The sequence below is a fragment of the Mesorhizobium sp. B2-8-5 genome (assembly GCF_006440675.2).
Classification (GTDB): Bacteria; Pseudomonadota; Alphaproteobacteria; order Rhizobiales; family Rhizobiaceae; genus Mesorhizobium.
In genome coordinates this window covers 4,888,901-4,907,346 of sequence record NZ_CP083951.1, presented here as the reverse complement: position 1 = coordinate 4,907,346, position 18,446 = coordinate 4,888,901, and the positions used below count along the sequence as shown (strand labels likewise).

The window sequence follows — 18,446 nt, the reverse complement described above, 5'->3', positions numbered from 1 at the left end:
GCTAAATATATATCCATTGTACCTCATTGCAAATTCCGGAGACGGACCCGCTCAAAATCGTTCGAACCGCCGCTCCACATTGCGGGCGAATTTTGCCCGCTCCTCGCGAGTAATGTTCTCCACCGAATATTTAGCCAGATAGAGGTGTTTCTCCGTGCGTCCGCACATGGATTTCAAGCCGCGCAAAAGCACCTTTCTGCCCGGGTCCTGCATATAGAGCCTGGTGTACCACCATGGCGAGCCGAAGGTGGTGACCACGCCCATCCGGCGGATGTTCAGAAGCGCCGGTTTGATCGTGCCGCCATCCGTCGATAGTTCGAAGGCAACGCCCGGCCGCCACACGCGGTCGAAATATCCCTTGAGAACAGCGGGCATGCCCGACCACCAGGTCGGGAAGCAGAACACGCACGCTTCCGCCCATTGCAGTGCGTCGATGTAGACCTGCAGATCCGCCGGCGCGGGCGACGGACCGGCGTGCCCCTTCAACTCATCGACCCGCATGACGGGGTCGAATTTCATGGCATAGAGATCGAAGTCGACGACCTCGTCGCCCCTGGCCTTCAGGATCTCCACGACGCGCCGGTGCAGCGACGCCAGGTAGCTGTCCTGCGCCGGATGCGCGTAGACGACATTGACCTTCATCGCATGGCCCCCGCGCCTCTGATCCCGGCCTGAGGCTAGTTGAACGCCATTGCTTTGCCTAGGCTTGAGCATTGGTCGTACGCGGCCACTCATCGATAGGTGGCCGGAACCATCGCGCCGGCACCGGGTTGTGTTCAGCGGGCCGCGTCAGCCGGACCCGGTGGCAAAGAGAATACGGCTTGGTTTCTCCGGCTTCACGCCCTGGCCAACGAAAAGGCAGTCGAGCTCTTATCCCACCCGGCCCGCTCCGTATTGGCTTGGGCAGCAAATGGCAGAACAGACACAATCCGACAAAGCCGCCATAGAACCGCGCAAGGGCATGCCAAGCCCGCGCCTCGGCGAGGCGGAATTCAAACAGCGCTACAGGAAATTGTTCTACGACCCGGCCTTCGAGGCGGAAGCCGACGCCATCGGCCGGCTGGCCCAGATCGCCTGGCGGGCCTATAGCGACGAACGCAAGAGTCCGGTGACCCGGAAGGCGGGGCAGGGCTTCCACGACCCCGGCTACGACCTTTCGGTCGAATGGATCGCCGCCCATGATGCGGTCGAGGCCGCGCAGCGCCGGCACGAGGATAAGGCCGCGCCCTCGCGCATCCTGATCATCAACGGCTCGTCGCGCAGCGAGCATACCTGTCCGGGCGAGATGTCGAAGAGCTTTCGCCTGGTCGAGTTGGCGCGACGCGCCATTGCCGACAAGCAGGGCTTTTCGGTCGAGGTGCTCGATTTGGCGCGGCTCGCTTCGGAATACGGCCGCAAGATCTACCCCTGCAAGGCATGCTTCTCGACAGCGGCGCCCCTCTGCCACTGGCCGTGCTCATGCTATCCGAACCACTCTCTCGGCCAGGTCCAGGACTGGATGAACGACATCTATCCGCTGTGGGTCGAAGCGCATGGCGTGATGATTGTCACGCCCGTCAACTGGTACCAGACGTCATCGCCGCTGAAGTTGATGATGGACCGGCTGGTCTGCGCCGATGGGGGCAATCCTGACCCGACGCTGACGCAGGGCAAGGGTGCAGAGCTTGCCAAAAAGGTGGAGCTGGCCGGCTGGGACTATCCGCGCCATCTCGCCGGCCGGCTGTTTTCGGTCGTGGTCCATGGCGACACCGAAGGCGCCGCCAATGTACGGCACGCGCTCGCCGACTGGCTGCGTTCGATGAAGCTCGACGCGATCGGTGAGGTGGCTGAGCTCGACCGCTATATCGGCTACTGGAAGCCCTATGCGAACAGCCACGACGAGCTCGACGCCGACAAGGACATCCAGGCCGAAGTGATCAACGCCGCTTTGGCCCTGGCCGAAGCAGTCGGGAAGCGTCGGGCAGGCGACTTTCCCACCATCGGCGCCCGGTTCGAGGATCCGCGTCAGAAGTGAGGGGAAGATGCCGCGCTGGCTCGACGAAGGCTGGGTACTGCTGAAGGAAAGCGTGACCGGCTATATCGATGACAATGCGCTGAGCCACGGCGCGGCGATCGCTTTCTACGCCACCACGTCGCTGGCGCCGATCCTTTTGATCGTCGTGGCGATCGCCGGTGTCGCCATCGGCAATGATGCGGCCCAGATCGCGCTGTCGGCCGAGATTTCGGGCGTTATGGGGCCGCAAAGCGCCGACCTTCTGAAGGCCACTGTCGAGAGCGCCGCGCAGCGCTGGTCGAGCACGCTTGCCACGCTGATCGGGCTGGTGACGCTTTTCGTCACCGCGTCGGGCGTCTTCGGCGAGATGCAGCAGTCGCTCAACGAAATCTGGAAGGTGAAGCCCAATGGCGTGTCGCTGTCGCGCTTGGTGCGGGCGAGGGCGGCGAGCCTCGGTCTCGTCGCGGCGCTCGGCTTCCTGCTGCTGGTATCGCTCGCGGCAAGCACGGCGATCTCGGCGCTGAGCGAATTGATCAACCGGCGCCTGCCGTTCGGTGGCCTGATCGTCAGCGGCGTCAACACGATCGTCTCTTTTGTGCTGATCGCGCTGCTCTTCGCCGCGATCTACAAGGTCCTGCCGGACCGCACGCTCAAATGGCGCGATGTCGGCATCGGCGCGCTGGTCACCGCGCTTCTCTTCACCATCGGCAAGTCGCTGATCGGCTGGTATATCGGCACCAGCGCCATCGCCACCTCCTACGGTGCCGCCGGCGCGCTGATGGTCGTACTGGTATGGGTCTATTATTCGGCGCAGATTTTTCTCTTCGGCGCCGAGATCACACGCGCCTATTCGGTGCGCCGCGGCAGCCGGCGCGACCTCGCGCCGGTCATGGCAGACGCAAACGACCGGACTGCGCAGCGCCATGCCGAACAAGTAGCCAGACCCGAGGCGACGATGCCGGCCAGCGCTGGCACAGTCAGCAGGGAGGCTCCTCGGTCACCGGCATTCGGCGGCGAGATCGTCGCATGGATTGTCCTCAGCAGCTTGGTCACCCTGCTTGTCACACGGGTCCTGCGCCGCGAAGGCTGATACCAACCTCGGACGCCTTACCGCCGTTCTTCCTGACGTTTCTCGATTTCGTAGGATAGCCAGCGGCAGAACATGCCGATAACCGAGGTAGCGGCTCCGCCGAGCAGGCAAGCAACCAGCAACGGACTTTTCGATGCGCTGTCCCAGCTGACGATCGCCAGCAGCGTCACGCTCACCGTGGAAATCAGATACCCTGCACCCTTGAGAAGATGAAGCGACGATCTGGTCATGCTGGCCCGCCTTGCAATGGAACTGACAACCCTGATCGAGGTTCCATTTCAGTCGTCCGTAGCTGGCGGGAGCAAGGAGGATGTTTGGAACCGGCTATCATGTGGTCGCCTCAGACCGGGAGGCAGGCATGGTGGGTCACGGAATAGCCGAACCTGCCGAACTGGCAATTCTGGCGAATGCACTCAATGCCTTCTGCGTGAAACACGGCATTGCCGGCGAGATCGAGCGCGAACAGGTTGCGCTGAAAATCATGTGCCTTTTCAGGCGGGGCGTCATTGACCCTGGCCAGCTATCGGCGGAACTCGAAAGCTGGGCCGGCAACAACCGACGTGCCGGGTAGCCGGCCGGGCGAGCCCTGCAACCTCACGCCGACGGGGCGGATTCTTGTGGGACGACTTGACGAAGACTTGAGTCCCTTCATCGTCAGCTGTTTGAACGCCCACCATTCGCGATTGGTGGGCGCCCGTTCGAAGATAGGTCATCCAGTTCAAGGGACGAGACTGGATGACATGCTGCACCGCATATCAGGTGGCCGTAGTTTGGCATACGCGATATTCGCTGCTCGCGGTCCTACTAGCTTTCGGCACGTGCATTGAGGCGCTTTGCCGCAAGATACATTACTGCCGACGCGGCACGGTTCCTGTCCCAGCCCGCAGCTTCCGCCTGTGCTAGCAGGCCATCGAGAGAGCCAGCCAACGCCTCTTGGCAATCGCTGTCGTATCGGGCGGCGTTTACCTCATGAACGGGTTTTCTAATGGCGAGTTCTGCCATTGAAGGTTCCTCATCATTTATCCAGGTTTGGTGCGAGGCGCCCCGACAATGGTCGTGGGCGCCCCGATCGTCATTGGTGATGTGACGGCTGGGCTCTTCCGATGGCGGGAGGGATTGCTCCGTCCTCGACCAGGATATCCTTCCTGCGCGCGAACGCGGCGAAAACGCCTCGCGCGGTTTCCGCGTCGACGTCGCCAACCAAGGCCGCCTTACAGGCGCGGATCGCCGCTTTCTGCTCCGGGCTATTGCCGCACCAGTCGATCGCGAACTGATAGGCATCGACGACGGTGTTTAGTTGCCGGGGAAAGCCCAGTCCGACCCAAACGCGAAGGGGTTTCTCGAAAGGTTTGGAAAGCATCGCGAACTCCCATATAACCGCGATACTTTCAAGCAGTCAGTCCGCCGCCGCGGCCGCCTTTGCCGGTCATCCATGGCAAGGGGACGCTCACGTCCTCGAGAATTTTGACCGACTTTGCGAAACCGCGAAAGGCATCTCTGGCGGCAGTCAGCGGATAGCCGCTGTCGAATGCCCGCTGGCAGGCACGAAGGGCCGTTTCAAATATGGTTCCGCGCCTGTTCCTGGGCCACGCGCAGAGAAACTCCAGGGCATCTTCCAGGCACGCGATTTCCTGGATAAGGCTGTTTTCGGTCTTCACGAAAACAGGGCTGTCGAATATCCGATCGTTCATAAGGTCCTCCAATCGAACGAACAATTGAGTTTAGGCGAAGGCTTGGGACCGACAGCGGCCAAGCCCAGCGGCGATATGGGTTTGTGGATTTTGACCGTCAAGAGCTTCCCGGTCGCTACAAGAACCGGCGCGCCAATTCTGTTACCCGCAACGGCTTTATCGGTCCTGCAATTCGGCGTGATCGTTGGGTGGCATGGGCAAGGGCGGTCGCCATTCGATTGAACGTGGGTCCAACCAAGCAGCAGCGAGCCCCGGCAATCTGCCGGGGCTCGCTGGAAGCTGGACCAAGGGAAAGCTGCGCCCGTGCGCGGATCGTCGCTACGCGGCTTCAGCCGCGACATTGACCGCGGATTCGGCGAGCTGGGTGAGCGCCGCGTCCGTTTCCTTTTCTTCGTTCAGCGTCTTGTCGAGCAGGGTGACGGCTTCGGTCAGGCCGAGCTCCTGCGCCCAGGTCCTCAGCGTGCCGTAGCGCGAAATCTCATAGTGCTCGACGGCTTGAGCAGCGGCCAGCAGACCTGCGTCGAGCGACGGAGATCCCTTGTACTCGTCCATGATCTCGGCGCCTTCCTCGGTGATGCCCATAATGGCGGCACACGTCTTGCCCGCCGGCTTCTTGTCGATCACCTCGAAGACTTCCTCGAGACGCGCGACATGTTCTTCGGTCTGGTCGCGATGTTTTTCGAACGCGGCCTTCAGCGCGTCATCCTGTGCCGCCTTGGCCATCTTCGGCAGCGTGGCGAGAATCTTCTTCTCGGCGAAATAGATGTCCTTCAGCGTGTCGTGGAAAAGTTCGTTCAGGCCCTTGTTCGAGGCCGCCTTCGTCGTCGCCATATCTGCATCTCCTGGTGAGGTTGGATCATCAACAACACGGCCTGACTGAACTTGTTCCAGAAAGAAATTCATGCGGGGCCCCGCCCAAAACATCATTTGTTATTGACCTGGCTCTGGTATGGAAACGGGCCGGCGGTAAGACGGTTCGCAGCCCATCTATAGGAACCACTGCGCCACGAGCCCCACCGACGAGGCTGCCATTGTCAACGTCGATAGCCAGCCAAGCGCCCGCAGCCAGCCTTGCAAAGGGAGCTCCCCCATCACGTCCTTGCGGCCGGCCATCAGCATCATGACGATCATCACGGGAACGGCGCATATGCCATTGATGATGGCGCTCCAGTAAAGCGCCTTGATCGGGTCTATCGGTGTGAACATGATCCCGGTGCCAAGAGCGGTCGCGGCGGCGAGCGTCGCGTAGAACGCCACGGCTTCCTTCGGCTTGCGCTGCAGCCCGACCGGCCAGCGCAACGCTTCGCCGACGGCGAAAGCCGCTGACCCAGCCAGCACCGGCACAGCCAGAAGCCCGGTGCCCATAATTCCCATCGAGAAAATAATGAAGGCGAATTTTCCGGCCGCCGGCTCCAGCGCCTTTGCCGCGTCGGTGGACGAAGCAATGTCCGTCACCCCTGCCTTGTGGAGGGTGGCGGCCGTAGTGAAGATAATCGCGATGGCGATCAGATTCGAAAAGGCCATTCCGACCAGCGTATCGGCGCGTATCCGCCGGAAGGCTCTGGGCGCCTGCCACGGCGCCCACCTCAGCGGCTTGGCGGTTGGCTTGAGCTCTTCCTCTTCAACCTCCTGCGAGGCTTGCCAGAAGAACAGATAAGGCGAGATCGTCGTGCCGAGGATTGCCAGCAGCGTGGTGAAGAAGGCGCCGCTCCATTCGATGTCCGGAATGAACAGTCCTTTGGCCGCGTCCGCCCAAGGCACATTCGCGGCGAACATCGCGGCAACATAGGCGAACAGGCTCAAAGTGGTCCATTTGAGGACTTTCACATAGCGGGTGTAGTCGAGGAAGACGATCGCGCCGATACAGACGATCGCGAAAGCGATCACATAGAGCGGACTCGGCCCGCCGACGAGCAGCTTCAATGCATCTGCCATGGCGCTGAGATCGGCGCCGATATTGATGACGTTGGCGAGGAACAGCAGCATGACGACCGCGTAAAGCAGCGAGGCCGGATAGTGCCGGCTGAGATTGCCGGAAATACCTTCGCCCGTGGTGCGCCCGATACGGGCGGCGATCTCCTGGATCGCGGCCATCAGCGGGAAGGTGAACAGCATGACCCAGCCGATGTTGAAGCCGAGCTGGGCGCCGGCCTGGCTGTAAGTTCCGATACCGGACGGATCGTCGTCGGACGCGCCGGTAATGAAGCCTGGCCCGATCGTGCGGAGGAACCGCTGGAACGGGCCCTTTGCCGGCGTGTTGCTTTGTTCTCCCTCGACCTGGGAACCGACCTCGGTCATTGCCGGCCTTTCCAGCTTCGCTCAAGCGGGAAAGAAGCGGCCGTCGGGGCGACGGGCTGCGCAAGAGGCTGGGTGAGGCTTTTCCGCATAAAATGAGCACCGGCTAATGAAGGCATGATGTAACCGGCGGACATGACGTCGGTTCCACCGGGACCGCCACCTTGGGATCGCGGCCACACGGTCATCATCAACATTTGTTTGGCCAGCCCGCATTTGCGTCGGCGCCGCAGCGTCGCCGCGCAGCGTGACCTCGACCCCGAGCGCCTTTCGAGCAGCCTCGAACGGCGCCATCGCCTCGACGGCGTGGCTTGCAAGGACGGTCTCGCCGTCCAATTCCTAGACGCGATAGGCCCTCATTGCGCCGGGTCCCCGCAGCCATGCGAGTTTGAGCGGCAACGCGAGGCGTTGAAAGTCCATTTGATATGAGAGGCGGCTAATTCGTCACGAATTGCAGCGACTAGGTCGCAACATCGCTGCAGGCACAGCCCCCGGCCGCTCTTTCAGTACAGCAAGTGCCAGACGCTCGCTCCGGTGCGGGCGTCCAGCGCTCTTCTGAGACGGGCGCTCAGTTATTGCCGGCGAGGTCCCTGGTCGCCTTGCAGAATTCATCGTGGGACTTCGCGATCGTCTCGTCTGCGCAGTCTTTCTTCATGGACGCGCGATCCTCTTCGGTAAGCGCCATCCAGGCTTTCTTGAACTCATCGCCCGGCCTCATGGTTTTCATGCCAGCATCGGTGAAGAAGGGCGACATTTTCTGGGGATCGTCCAGCGCGGACGTTCCGGTGTTCGCGCCGGCAAATGCCGAGCATGTCATGACCGAAATCGCGAACGCACTCATCAAGATCACTTTGGTTTTCATGGTACGCGTCTCCCTGCCTAATTTAGAAAATCCGCATCGAGATAGCGTTCTTGACGCGAAATAGTTCCAGCTAGCGGACGAAAAACAAGCAAGGCAATCGAGTATCATTCCCATCGCCTGCCTGGCGCACGGCGGTCCGGGCAGATTGTTCGCAGTTTTCACCGATTGACGAAGAAGACCGTGAGGATTTGACCCGTGAGTTCCGGCTAACGCGGCTCTCTCGTCATCGAGAGATAGGTCGGGTCGAACTCGGCGATCTGCTGGAGCTTCTGCCAGTCGAGGATCGTCACCGTATGGTTCGCCCAGGCGATCACGCCGCTGTTGCGCAGCGCGCTGATGACGCGGTTTATATGCACCACCGACAGGCCGAGCACATCGGAGAGCTCGGCTTGCGAAACGGGCAGATGGAAGCTCATGCCGTTGGTGCGCTTGACCACCTGCAGCCTGACGAACAGCTCGCAGAACAGATGCGCCAGATGCGAGACTTTCGAGCGCCGCCCCATGGCGACGATCCACTCGCGGTGGATGGCGCCGTCGATCAGCGTGTCGAGCCACAACAGCCGCGTCAGGTGCGGCGCCCGCTCGGTGATGCTGCGCAGCTTCGAATGATCTGCCAGGATGACGCGGCAGGGCGAGAGCGCGATGACGCCATGATCCATGGTCTTCAACAGGAAGGCATAGAGGTCGACGAATCGCCAGGAACCTGCAGCGAGGTGAATTGCCGGCCGCCATCGGCAAGCACCTTTAGCGGGCAGCGAGGACGTCGCCGAGGACCGGCGGCCGCTGGAGATGCTGCTTGCGCATCTCACCCATTCCGACAAGCCGTTCATGGGCAGCATCGCTTCGCCGGCGGCCGCCGAGGCGGTGATCGACCTGACCGCAGCCGCGATCGGCCGGCCGGCGCTCCCCGGCGAATGCAATCTTGTCCACCTCATCAAGGCCACGCCGCCGCTCACCTATTGGCCGAATCCGTTGAAGTGCCTGCGGGCGATCGCGCTGAAGGGCGAGGCGAGCATGGTCTCGTCCTGTATGATGATGGGCGCGACGGCGCCCGTCACCGTGGCCGGCGCGCTGATCCAGGGCTACGCCGAGGTGCTGGCCGGGCTAGCGTTGGCACAGCTCTGGCGCCCGGGCGCGCCGGTGGTGATGGGCTTCCTCGCCTATCCGTTCGACATGCGCCGGATGCAGCCCAACTTCGGCGACCCGGCTTCGCAGCTCGTCCAGTTCTACGCCGCGGAACTGGGCAGGCGGCTCGGCGTGCCGGCGCGGGGCGACGGCGCCGTCACCTCGGCCAAGGTCGACGATGCGCAATCCGGCGCGGAAGGGGGCAGGATGCTTTCGGCCGCGCTGTCCTCGGGCGCCCATTTCATCCTGCACGCCGCGGGCTGGCTGGAACAGGGCCGCACGGTGTCGCGCGAAAAATTCCGCCGCGGCGCCGCGGCGCTGGCGGGACTCCGCCTTGGCCGGACGGTAGAACCGCCCGCGCCGCTCGAGCGAGGAATCGAGACGGAGCTACGCGACCGTATCGAGCTCGCCTGACCAGCCAAAGGAAAAGGCGCTGCCGCGAGGCAACGCCTTCGTTTTCGGGAAGCCGGCTGCTACCAGCGCTGCATGTTATACCAGTCGTCGATGTCGCGGCGCACGCGATCCTTCTCCAGGCCGTAGCGTTCCTGGATCTTGCCTTCGAGCTGGTCGCGCTTTCCCGCAATGCGGTCGAGGTCGTCGTCGGTGAGCTTGCCCCACTGTTCCTTGACCTTGCCCTTCATCTGCTTCCAATTGCCTTCGACGCGGTTCCAATCCATTGCCGGACCTCCTGTTGGACACGGAAGGCTAACGGCAACGCCGTCGCGAGGTTCCTGCCGAAAAGCTTTTCTGCGTCGAGATCCTGCACCGAGCCCAACGACATGGCCGAAGGAGGTTTCATCTGGCGGTCATATTGAACCGGCAAACTGGCAAGCGCTGAACCAGGCCCCTCCGGTCAGCATGTTCCCAAGACTTCTCTTGCCCGGCTCCTGGTCCGGGCTTCTTTTTAGGCGCCGCTTCGAAGGGGTGCCACAGATGGCCTGACCGTTCTTAAAAATCCGCGAGCAGCGGAACATTCGCCTGGCGCCGATGTTCTTGAATGCAGGATGGCGCGCAGCCCGCTTCCCCCGCGAAAAGCGCGCCACCCGGGGCTCAGGCCCGAGCAAGCCCGCCTCGGCCGTCCCTCGCCGGGACGGGCTTTATTGTGACGAGATTGGAAGACCATGCTCCACGAAGCAGCAAGGATCGCTGAAGAGGCCCATCGCGGACAAACGGACAAGACCGGCCGGCCCTATATCGAACACTTGCGACGCGTAGCCGATGCCGTCGAAACGCTTGACGAAAAGACCGTCGCTTACCTGCATGACGTCATTGAGAAGGGCGAGGGCTGGACGCTCGACCGGCTACAGTCGGCGGGTTTTGGATTCGTGGTCGTGGCTGCCGTCGATGCGCTGACGAGGCGTCTGGACGAGAGCGAAGAGGGCTTCATCTGCCGCGCCGTCTCCAATGAACTGGCGCGGCCGGTAAAGGAGGCGGATCTCAAGGACAATCTTTGGCAGGCTCACCAGGCGGGTGCTCCGGCGGAGAGATACGAGACCGGCCTGACCATCCTTGATCGTCTGGATGCAAGGGGCTGAACCTTTAATGCATGTCGCCCAGAAGTGTGCAGCGGTTCTGGGACAACGACATGCAGCAAAACAAAGGCTTAAAGCGCGTCGCCTGAATCCGCTTCAGCGCGACGCGCTTTAAGACTGCGATGCGATCGCCTTGGCCTCGCGAATAAGCGAGTTCCAGTTCAAGCCGACCAGATAGATGAGGTCGAGCGCCTGCGCTTCGCCTATTTCCGTTTCGCTCACCAGCCGCTGCACGAACTCGTCCAAGGGTAGGTGGTTCTCATTCCAGATCGGGTCGTCGTCCGCCGTTGCCCTTTCTCTTCCAAGGTCCAACGCCTTGTCGGCTGGCTCGTTGCCCTCAGCTGGTTGGCTCTCGATCGCAACACCATCTTCGGAAGTATTATTTTGAAAAGCCTTGTCGATCAGGAAATTTAGCGCTATGTATGGAAGATCGATCTTGCTGAAAGAACGTTGTTTTCGCGCTAAATGGCGCACTTACGATCTTCCCTCTCAATTTCGAAGATAGCGTCGCTCGGCGATTGTCGGGCGCGTATAATTTTGCGTCGATTTGTAAGGAGATCGCAATGACTACTGGAACGGTGAAGTTCTTCAATGCCACCAAGGGTTTCGGCTTTATCGAGCAGGGCGGCGGCCAGCCGGACGTGTTCGTCCATATTTCAGCCGTGGAGCGCGCAGGACTGCGCTCTCTGGTCGAGGGCCAGAAGGTCAGCTTCGACATCGTGAAGGATGCTCGCAACGGCAAGAGCTCGGCAGACAATCTGCAAGCCGCCTGATCACAGCGCCTCGGGGTCCTTTGACCACGGATGTACTGGCATCGGCCGCACACGCGCGTTGGAGAAGGTCGGGCTGTGCCCGGCCTTTTTTGTTCTAATGCATGTAGCGCAAAAGTGACCTCGGTTTTGCGACAACGACATGCATCAAGCAACGACCTAAAGCGCGTCGCGTGAATCCGTTTCGACGCGACGCCCTTTAGGCAATTCCTGGAAAAGTGTGACGCGCTTTTTCGTACGGAATTGCGTGAAACAAGGAGAAAACAATGAAGTCGCTACCGGATACCGGCCTGTTCAAGCCGGTCCCATCCCGCACGGAAGCCAAGACCGACACGACGTCCCGCGTCGCGCGACAGATACAGGACCTGGAAGCGGCTGCCCGGGCTGCCAAGACAAAGCGGTTGCGCGAAGCCAGGCTGGCGCAAGAGGCCGACGCACCTCCCGTCGCGCCGAAGAAACCAGCCCGCAAGCGCTAGCCAGCAAAGGCTGGCCGGCAGGTCATACTGCGAGAGCAGGCAGGAGGAAGTTTCCAGGGCGCCTCGATTGGTTGAACGCAGCGGCCTCGACCCCAAGTTCGCCAATCGCATGACGCGACTGATGGGGGGAGGGCGAGGCTTTTATGCGCCCCGATCCACCTGAAGCAGGTGTTCCATGGACCCGTCCGGCAAGGATCGCTCGCTGAGCGCCTTTTCCAGATCGTTGCGATTGTCGCGGCCGCTGGCATCGGGCAGGTCGAGCGCGGTAAGCGCCTGTTCATCGAATTCCACGATCGCCCCATAGAGTTGCGCGACTTGCAGAACCAACTCCTCGATGTCCTCGCGGGCGATGTTTTCGGCGAGATTTAGGAGCCTTATCTCCTCAGCCACCAAGACCAGATTCACGACTCCGTGAGCCCACAGGGCGGTCTGTACCCGGCTGTGGGCGTCGTCTCTCAGCTTGTTTGTGTATCTCATCCGCATGGAAAACCCTCCCTTTCACGGACGGTTTGTCCCTTTGATTCGATGATGCTCCCCTGGCCCTGGAATGGCAAGTGGAAATTAAAAAATAGAAATGATATCAGTCAGTTATGATAGAGCACGTAGTGCTTGGTAGACGCATCGTTGGCATCGTTGGTCTGTTGCGGTTTTGACTCACAGAGCGACCTTGACGTTTCATTGGACGTAACCTAGTTAATTGCAAAATAAGACATATACTAACTCGTGGCATTTGTAGCCTTTAAAGGGAGGCACACGTGGCTGAACTTGAGCGTCCGCAGCGTTTGCAGATCATGCTCAATGACGAAGAACTCGCGGCTCTGGAGAACTGGCGCTTTGAAAAGCGCATGCCCAGCCGCTCCGCGGCGGTGCGGGAGCTTTTGCGCCGCGGCCTCGCCTCGGAAGGGTTTCTGATGGCGGAAATCGGGATCAAGTCGCAGGATTTCGGCGTCGTGCGACCGGCGAAAGCGCACGGCGACGCCGAGAACTCGGCCGATTAGGATGTTGCCTTTATGCAGTCCGGCGCTACCTTCAGCATATGACAAAAATCGGGGGGATTATCCGCCAGGACGCAAGCGCTGACGCACGCCTGGCGGCCATCGTCGATTCTTCCTACGACGCCATCATCGGCAAGGATCTGAACAGCATCATCACCGATTGGAACCAGGCGGCTGAGCGCGTCTTCGGCTACAGCGCTGAAGAGGCCATCGGCCAGTCGATCCTGATGCTGATCCCCGATCATATGCAGAACGAGGAGAGCGAGATCATCGCTCGGATCCGCGGGGGTGAGCGCATCCCTAGCTTCGAGACCACCCGAAGGCGCAAGGACGGATCGCTGGTTGCCGTTTCGCTGACCATCTCGCCGATCAAGAACAGTGCCGGCGACATCGTCGGCGCATCGAAAATCGCCCGCGACATCACCGCCGCCAAGGAAAGCGAGCGCCGCATCCGGCTTCTGATGCGCGAAGTCAACCATCGGGTAAAGAACCAGTTCGCGGTGATCCTGTCGATGGTCAGGGAAACCAGCAAGCGCTCGACCGATCCTGTCGAGTTCGAGCAGATGATCCGCTCGCGCATCATGGCGCTGTCGCGCTCGCACGATTTGCTTGTCACCTCGGAATGGGCCGGCGCCAGCCTTTTCGACCTGATCCAGGAGCATTTGAAGCCCTTCGGCCACGAAGAGCGCATCTCGCTTTCCGGGCCGCTGCTTACGCTGCAGTCCAATGCGGTGCAGAATCTCGGCATGGCCTTCCATGAGCTCGGCACCAACTCGGCCAAATACGGCGCGCTGGCGGCCGAGGGCGGCCGCGTCGAAATCACCTGGAAGGTCGAGGCCGGCCCCGAGGCGCAGCGGCGCTTTCATCTTCTGTGGCACGAGACGTCCGGGGCGACAGCAAGCGAAGCCGGGCGGAACGCGGCCGACCGCAAGGGTTTCAGCGACCGCAAGGGTTTCGCCGACCGCAAGGGTTTCGGCACGGTGGTGCTGCAGCGGGTGGCGCCGCAGTCGCTGAGCGGTTCCTCAAGCCTCGAACGCGCTCCCGGCAGCGTCAAGTGGGAGCTCGACGCGCCGCTCGAGGCAATCGTCGTGCCGCAGCTGGGGGCGGAGGACGAAACCGACTTCAGCCTCTGAGAGGCTGCGCCCCCTGGCGCGCGGGGCTGCCCACCCGGTCGGCACCTTGCAGCTTCATAGAAGCGTAATTACATCAATGGCTAAGCGTGCGATGTCCACGCGAATGCAATTGCTTTGGTCAAGCTTCATCCATGGAGGTTGTCATGGCAAGCAAACTGATGGAAGCAAGAAGGAGCCAGGACTGGATCACTCTGGTCCTCGCGATTTGCCTGTTCATCTCACCCTGGGTCATCGGATTCACCGCGGCGATGGTGCCCGCGTGGAACGCCTGGATAGTCGGCGTTCTGCTCGGCGCGCTGGCGCTGGCGACGCTTTCGGTGTTCGCCGAATGGGAGGAATGGGTAAACGTCGTCCTCGGGCTCTGGCTGATCGTGTCGCCCTGGCTGCTGGGCTTTGCGGCCGACACGCATGTCATGGCCACGCACGTCGTGCTCGGCGTGCTGGTGGTCGCGGCATCGGCCTGGGCCGTCTGGGACTTCCGTCATCCCCACGCGCATGCGTGAGCGGTGACTGAGCGGGAGCCCGCCGCGCAAGCGGCGAGCCCCTGGTATTGCGGTATCGGGGCATCGGGCTGGACGGTGATTGCGGCGTTCACGCAATTGCTGCAAGCGGGAACCTTTTGGTGCATTCTTGGGAATGGTCTCGATGCTCAACCCCGACACCCCCGCCAAATGCTGCTCCTATTGCGGCGGCCGCGATCATGATTTCGAGGAATGCCCGAAGCGAAAGGCCGACGCGGAGAAGGAAAAGGTGGCGCGGGCGGCTGACGCTATGCCTTTGTTCGCCAGCGAAGATCCCGCGGCAAAATCCTAGGGCCGCGATCCTTCGCGCCCGCTGTCCCGCCGACATCCACGTTGTCCGCTCCAGCACTCATCCGCTCGGGAGCACCCGCAGCCTCCGCAAAGATCTTGCCCTTGATCCCGCCTCGCGCCGTCGAGGCACGGTCGGGCGCCCGCGCGCCGCGCCCTGACTTTTTCTGGGCTGGTCGCGGAACGGCGTTGATCCGGTCTATGATCACGACGGGGGTGCGCGGGTGGCGGACATCATCTCGATCAGAACAGGCGCGGAGCCTGCCGGACGGCTGTCGGCGGGACGCTTGCGGCTGGCCGCCTTCACGGCGATCACCGCGTTCATGATCGCCGGTCCGGCCGCGGAGCAAATCTTCGGGGTGCAGACGCCATGGCTGCGCTCCTGGACCATGTTCAGCGCGATCGGGCTGGGCATCATCGACGCTTCCTTCGAAATCCGCCGGCCGGACGGCGCGCTCATCCCGCTCGACCGTTTCGAGATGCTCGGCGCTCCTCGCGGCGGCAGGCTGAAGCGGATCGCAAGCCGCGAGGAACTGGCATCCGTCGTCAAGCGGCTCTGCACGGCCGCCGGGCAGGGCGCCGACATCCGCGTCCGCGCCCGGCTGGGCACGCGCAGCGGCTGGCAGATAATCCATACCGATGCCGAAAATGCCTGCGCCGGCTGACGCGATCACCGATTGGATGAGCTGGCGTTCGGCGCACGCCGTGGCGGCGCGCTTCGTCGGCTGGGCGGTCGGTACGGAGGGATCGTCGCGCTCGTCCGCATTGATCCGCATCGGCCTGGCGATGCTGTTCTGGTCGCGCTGGGCCGGCGAATTGCTGCTCTACAGGGACCAGTCGGCGATCGGCCTGTTTCTGGCAGCCAACTTCTTCGTCGCGACGACGCTGCTGTTCGTTGGCTATCAGAGCCGCGCCGCCGCTGTCTGGGCCGGGTCGGTCGGGCTGGTGATGTATTATTATTTCGGCCACCAGCTTGGGCGCGAGCCCTGGACTCACCACCATACCTATCTGCTCGCCGTCGCGGCACTTCTGGTCGCGCTCACCCCATGCGGCCGCTCCTATTCGCTGGACCGCTACCTGGCGGTGGCGCACGCCGAGCGCAGGGGCATTGCGCCGCCGGCGGAGCGCGGCAATCTGTGGGGGCTGCGGCTGATCGTGGTGCAGCTGTCGGTGCTCTATTTCTTCGCCGCCTTCGACAAGTCGAACCATGCCTTTCTGAGCGGCGCGCGGATCGAGCAGATCTTCCTCTGGTTCTATGCGGGTTCGGATTACCCGGCCGGCCTTGCCTTGCCCGCCACGATCGTATCCTTCGGCGTGGTCGCGCTCGAATATGGCCTTGCCTTCGGCCTGCCGTTCCGTGCGACGAGGCGCTATCTGGTCCTGCCGGGCCTGGCCTTTCACGCCATCATCTATCTGACGCTGCCGGTCTATACGTTCAGCGCGACCATGGCGTTGCTCTATCTTGCCTATTTCGATGCGGATGCCGTGGACAGGATCATCGCGCGGCTCCAGGGGATCGGACCGACACCGAATGCCAGAGGGGAAATTTCGTGAAGCGTGGTTTGTCGTTCCCGGGCGCCGTCGTCGTCGCGGCCACCGGCCTGGCCATGGTCTGGGGCTCGGCGCGTGCCGGCAGCGCGGCGGACTATTATCCCAGGCGCGCGTGGGACGCCTTCAACGGCGGCCAGATGAACACATCGATCCTGGTGTTCCGCGACCGCAACAGGAACGGGATCTACGATCTCGGCGACCGGCCGATGTCGCATGTGGCCGTCGAGCTCGGCAAGCCGAATGGCGACACCATCATGCGATGGACCAATGTCAGCGGCTTTGCCAACTTCCGGATGTCGGTTCTCCAGCGCAAACTCGAGGTTGTCGATCCCGGGCATTATTCGTTCCGGGTCGTGCCTCCGCCGGGCTTTTCCGTCACCACCGCAAACGCGTCCCAGGAAAGCGATTATGCGGCTTCTCCCGGCTCGCCGGGCGACATGATCGCGCAGCGCACGACGCATCCGGTCGGCCTTGCCGCGGACCTGACGGTCAGCGGCGTAGCCGCTCCGGGGGCGCGAATTTCCCTCACCGGGCCTGACGGGGCAGGCGTCGCCGCCAAGGTCGATCCGGATGGGCGCTTCAGCGCGCCCGTGACATCAGGCGAATGGCTGGTCGAGGTTTCGGCCGACGGGGCGACCGAACGGCGCAAAATCATGGTCGGCGAGGCGCCTGTCGTGCTGTCCGCGTTTTCGGGCAAGGGCGGGTCCGCCGAGGGGCCGCTGCCCCGACAGCACGTCGTCGGCTTCGACGACCTTATGACGACGTCGGGCGTGTTCGAAATTCCGTCCGGCTATGGCGGGCTCGACTGGTACAATCTCGTTGCCATGCACCAGCGATTCACCGACGGCCCGGGTTACATCAACACGACGATGTCCGGCGAATTCATCGCCTATAACAGCTCAGGCCACCCCGGGCAGGTGTTCAGCGACAAGCCGTTCGATTTCACGGGCGCCTATTTCGGCGTCGGCTGGAACGACGCCGAGGGCGAGACGCTTGTTCTCAAGGCCTGGCGGGGCGACCAGCCGGCCTATGAGGATCAGCTTGTGCTGTCCGCGAGCGGCCCAGTCTATTTCGCGGCCGACTACACGCGCATCACGCGGCTCGAGATCCGGACGCTGCATTCCTGGCAGGCCGCGATGGACAACTTCGCCTACCGCACCGGTCCGTAGAGCAATCCCAGGAAAACTGCGCAGCGGTTTTCCGTCCGCGCGCAAACAAAGACTTGATCCAGGTTCGTTTGATCCGCTTCGGCGCGACGCGCCTCAAGGTCAAGCCGCGTCAGCAAGACGATCGCCAGGAAGCGCCGCAGGAACCGACATTGCCGGAATGGCCGGAACCGGTGTTGTGGTGGCCGGTGCCGCCACCGCCGCCCGAACTGCCATTGCCGCCGGTTCCACCATTGCCGGTGCCACCGTTGCCGCCGTCGCCGCCATTGCCGCCGGTTCCGCCATTGCCGGCGCCACCGTTGCCGCCATTCCCGGTGGAGCCGCCGTTGCCGACGCCACCGTTGCCGCCGTCGCCGCCATTCCCGCCGGAGCCGCCATTGCCGGCGCCACCGTTGCCGCCGTCGCCACCATTCCCGCCGGAGCCGCCATTTCCGGCGCCACCGTTGCCGCCATCGCCGCCATTCCCGCCGGAGCCGCCGTTGCCGGCGCCACCGTTGCCACCGTTGCCGCCATTCCCGCCGTCGCCGCCATTTCCGCCGGAGCCGCCATTCCCCCCATTCCCGCCGTTGCCCCCTGTGGCCTGAGCCAGAAGAGCGCGGTTGGCGTCCTGGATGAGCGCAGCCGGGTCCATCGACCGGTGGACTCCGTCCCGCGGCTCCGACAGGACCGACGCGGCGTGGGTTGCCATGGCCGTCGCCAGCAGCATGGTCGATGCGAGCAGCACCGCTGCCGAATTGCTTTTGAGTTGTGGGAAGATGGGGCGCGCGATGTCGGCATTCGCCGCCGATGTGAAAAACCGCGGACGCCCAGCCGACAAGACAGGCTCCGCCCCGATTCTGCTTGAGATGATATCAGCCACCCGCATACCCCCGATCCCGACTTATAGACCGGTTCGGCGCGCGTTCTTCGACCATGCCAGAAAAAGTCAGGGTCCGGCGCGGTGCCCGTGCGGCTGGCA

25 protein-coding genes and 1 pseudogene are annotated in these 18,446 nt (G+C 62.6%); 13 read left to right on the top strand and 13 right to left on the bottom strand.

Annotated features, from left to right (window positions below; all coding sequences use genetic code 11):
* Positions 1-51: 51 nt before the first annotated feature.
* Positions 52-642, bottom strand: a complete 591-nt coding sequence (locus FJ430_RS24105; RefSeq protein WP_140868836.1) for an NAD(P)H-dependent oxidoreductase — start codon at positions 640-642, stop codon at positions 52-54.
* A 268-nt stretch (positions 643-910) separates the two neighbouring features.
* Between FJ430_RS24105 and FJ430_RS24100 the strand changes: the two genes are divergently transcribed.
* Complete coding sequence (locus tag FJ430_RS24100) at positions 911-2,014, top strand: flavodoxin family protein (protein ID WP_140640907.1); 1,104 nt, start codon at positions 911-913, stop codon at positions 2,012-2,014.
* 7 nt (positions 2,015-2,021) lie between these two features.
* Positions 2,022-3,083, top strand: a complete 1,062-nt coding sequence (locus FJ430_RS24095; protein WP_140710108.1) for a YihY/virulence factor BrkB family protein — start codon at positions 2,022-2,024, stop codon at positions 3,081-3,083.
* A gap of 17 nt (positions 3,084-3,100) precedes the next feature.
* Here FJ430_RS24095 and FJ430_RS24090 read toward each other — a convergent pair whose 3' ends face one another.
* Complete coding sequence (locus tag FJ430_RS24090; RefSeq protein ID WP_140651994.1) at positions 3,101-3,313, bottom strand: hypothetical protein; 213 nt, start codon at positions 3,311-3,313, stop codon at positions 3,101-3,103.
* 80 nt (positions 3,314-3,393) lie between these two features.
* On the opposite strand from FJ430_RS24090, the gene FJ430_RS24085 reads away from it, so the two are divergent.
* Entirely contained in the window at positions 3,394-3,654 is a 261-nt protein-coding gene (locus FJ430_RS24085) for a hypothetical protein (protein ID WP_140710110.1), read from the top strand.
* Positions 3,655-3,887: 233 nt separating this feature from the next.
* Here FJ430_RS24085 and FJ430_RS24080 read toward each other — a convergent pair whose 3' ends face one another.
* The 7 genes and pseudogenes from FJ430_RS24080 to FJ430_RS24050 all read right to left on the bottom strand — a co-directional run.
* Positions 3,888-4,085 (bottom strand): hypothetical protein, encoded by a 198-nt coding sequence (locus FJ430_RS24080; RefSeq protein WP_140640913.1) that lies wholly within the window; start codon positions 4,083-4,085, stop codon positions 3,888-3,890.
* A 70-nt stretch (positions 4,086-4,155) separates the two neighbouring features.
* Positions 4,156-4,443: a DUF982 domain-containing protein gene (locus FJ430_RS24075; protein ID WP_140640915.1), complete on the bottom strand. Its 288-nt coding sequence runs from the start codon at positions 4,441-4,443 to the stop codon at positions 4,156-4,158.
* Positions 4,444-4,471: 28 nt separating this feature from the next.
* Complete coding sequence (locus FJ430_RS24070; RefSeq protein ID WP_140710112.1) at positions 4,472-4,774, bottom strand: DUF982 domain-containing protein; 303 nt, start codon at positions 4,772-4,774, stop codon at positions 4,472-4,474.
* A gap of 318 nt (positions 4,775-5,092) precedes the next feature.
* The gene (locus tag FJ430_RS24065; RefSeq protein ID WP_140640919.1) at positions 5,093-5,605 is read right to left on the bottom strand and encodes a ferritin-like domain-containing protein; all 513 of its coding nucleotides are present in this window, start codon (positions 5,603-5,605) and stop codon (positions 5,093-5,095) included.
* 156 nt (positions 5,606-5,761) lie between these two features.
* Complete coding sequence (locus FJ430_RS24060; RefSeq protein WP_140710115.1) at positions 5,762-7,072, bottom strand: Nramp family divalent metal transporter; 1,311 nt, start codon at positions 7,070-7,072, stop codon at positions 5,762-5,764.
* 565 nt (positions 7,073-7,637) lie between these two features.
* Positions 7,638-7,931 (bottom strand): hypothetical protein, encoded by a 294-nt coding sequence (locus FJ430_RS24055; protein ID WP_140640923.1) that lies wholly within the window; start codon positions 7,929-7,931, stop codon positions 7,638-7,640.
* 206 nt (positions 7,932-8,137) lie between these two features.
* A pseudogene (locus FJ430_RS24050) lies at positions 8,138-8,676 on the bottom strand (Crp/Fnr family transcriptional regulator); the annotation flags it as partial.
* 44 nt (positions 8,677-8,720) lie between these two features.
* On the opposite strand from FJ430_RS24050, the gene FJ430_RS24045 reads away from it, so the two are divergent.
* Positions 8,721-9,470: a trimethylamine methyltransferase family protein gene (locus FJ430_RS24045; RefSeq protein WP_140710117.1), complete on the top strand. Its 750-nt coding sequence runs from the start codon at positions 8,721-8,723 to the stop codon at positions 9,468-9,470.
* 59 nt (positions 9,471-9,529) lie between these two features.
* On the opposite strand, the gene FJ430_RS24040 is transcribed toward FJ430_RS24045, so the two are convergent.
* Positions 9,530-9,733: a CsbD family protein gene (locus FJ430_RS24040; RefSeq protein ID WP_140640927.1), complete on the bottom strand. Its 204-nt coding sequence runs from the start codon at positions 9,731-9,733 to the stop codon at positions 9,530-9,532.
* 444 nt (positions 9,734-10,177) lie between these two features.
* Between FJ430_RS24040 and FJ430_RS24035 the strand changes: the two genes are divergently transcribed.
* Positions 10,178-10,591 carry an HD domain-containing protein gene (locus FJ430_RS24035; protein ID WP_140651983.1) on the top strand — a complete coding sequence of 138 codons (414 nt, stop codon included), beginning with the start codon at positions 10,178-10,180 and terminating at the stop codon, positions 10,589-10,591.
* Between the two features lie 108 nt (positions 10,592-10,699).
* Here FJ430_RS24035 and FJ430_RS24030 read toward each other — a convergent pair whose 3' ends face one another.
* Positions 10,700-11,062, bottom strand: a complete 363-nt coding sequence (locus FJ430_RS24030) for a hypothetical protein (protein WP_140710119.1) — start codon at positions 11,060-11,062, stop codon at positions 10,700-10,702.
* Positions 11,063-11,151: 89 nt separating this feature from the next.
* Between FJ430_RS24030 and FJ430_RS24025 the strand changes: the two genes are divergently transcribed.
* Both FJ430_RS24025 and FJ430_RS24020 read left to right on the top strand, forming a co-directional pair.
* Complete coding sequence (locus tag FJ430_RS24025) at positions 11,152-11,361, top strand: cold-shock protein (protein WP_140640931.1); 210 nt, start codon at positions 11,152-11,154, stop codon at positions 11,359-11,361.
* A 263-nt stretch (positions 11,362-11,624) separates the two neighbouring features.
* Entirely contained in the window at positions 11,625-11,834 is a 210-nt protein-coding gene (locus FJ430_RS24020; protein ID WP_140640933.1) for a hypothetical protein, read from the top strand.
* A gap of 141 nt (positions 11,835-11,975) precedes the next feature.
* Here the strand turns inward: FJ430_RS24020 and FJ430_RS24015 are convergent, their stop codons facing one another.
* The gene (locus tag FJ430_RS24015; protein WP_140710122.1) at positions 11,976-12,317 is read right to left on the bottom strand and encodes a hypothetical protein; all 342 of its coding nucleotides are present in this window, start codon (positions 12,315-12,317) and stop codon (positions 11,976-11,978) included.
* Positions 12,318-12,589: 272 nt separating this feature from the next.
* Here FJ430_RS24015 and FJ430_RS24010 point away from each other — a divergent pair, with 272 nt between their 5' ends.
* From FJ430_RS24010 to FJ430_RS23985, 6 genes are all read left to right on the top strand, one after another.
* Positions 12,590-12,832: a hypothetical protein gene (locus FJ430_RS24010; protein WP_140640937.1), complete on the top strand. Its 243-nt coding sequence runs from the start codon at positions 12,590-12,592 to the stop codon at positions 12,830-12,832.
* Between the two features lie 38 nt (positions 12,833-12,870).
* On the top strand, positions 12,871-13,962 hold the full coding sequence (locus tag FJ430_RS24005; protein ID WP_140710124.1) for a sensor histidine kinase: 1,092 nt from the start codon (positions 12,871-12,873) through the stop codon (positions 13,960-13,962).
* Between the two features lie 143 nt (positions 13,963-14,105).
* Positions 14,106-14,465 carry an SPW repeat protein gene (locus FJ430_RS24000; protein ID WP_140651981.1) on the top strand — a complete coding sequence of 120 codons (360 nt, stop codon included), beginning with the start codon at positions 14,106-14,108 and terminating at the stop codon, positions 14,463-14,465.
* Between the two features lie 530 nt (positions 14,466-14,995).
* Complete coding sequence (locus tag FJ430_RS23995; protein WP_140710126.1) at positions 14,996-15,436, top strand: hypothetical protein; 441 nt, start codon at positions 14,996-14,998, stop codon at positions 15,434-15,436.
* On the top strand, positions 15,420-16,325 hold the full coding sequence (locus tag FJ430_RS23990; protein WP_181175560.1) for an HTTM domain-containing protein: 906 nt from the start codon (positions 15,420-15,422) through the stop codon (positions 16,323-16,325). Before FJ430_RS23995 ends, FJ430_RS23990 begins: the two co-directional genes overlap by 17 nt.
* Complete coding sequence (locus FJ430_RS23985) at positions 16,322-17,491, top strand: SdrD B-like domain-containing protein (RefSeq protein ID WP_140710130.1); 1,170 nt, start codon at positions 16,322-16,324, stop codon at positions 17,489-17,491. Before FJ430_RS23990 ends, FJ430_RS23985 begins: the two co-directional genes overlap by 4 nt.
* 109 nt (positions 17,492-17,600) lie before the next feature.
* Here the strand turns inward: FJ430_RS23985 and FJ430_RS23980 are convergent, their stop codons facing one another.
* Entirely contained in the window at positions 17,601-18,176 is a 576-nt protein-coding gene (locus FJ430_RS23980; protein ID WP_181175561.1) for a hypothetical protein, read from the bottom strand.
* Positions 18,177-18,446 lie beyond the last annotated feature (270 nt).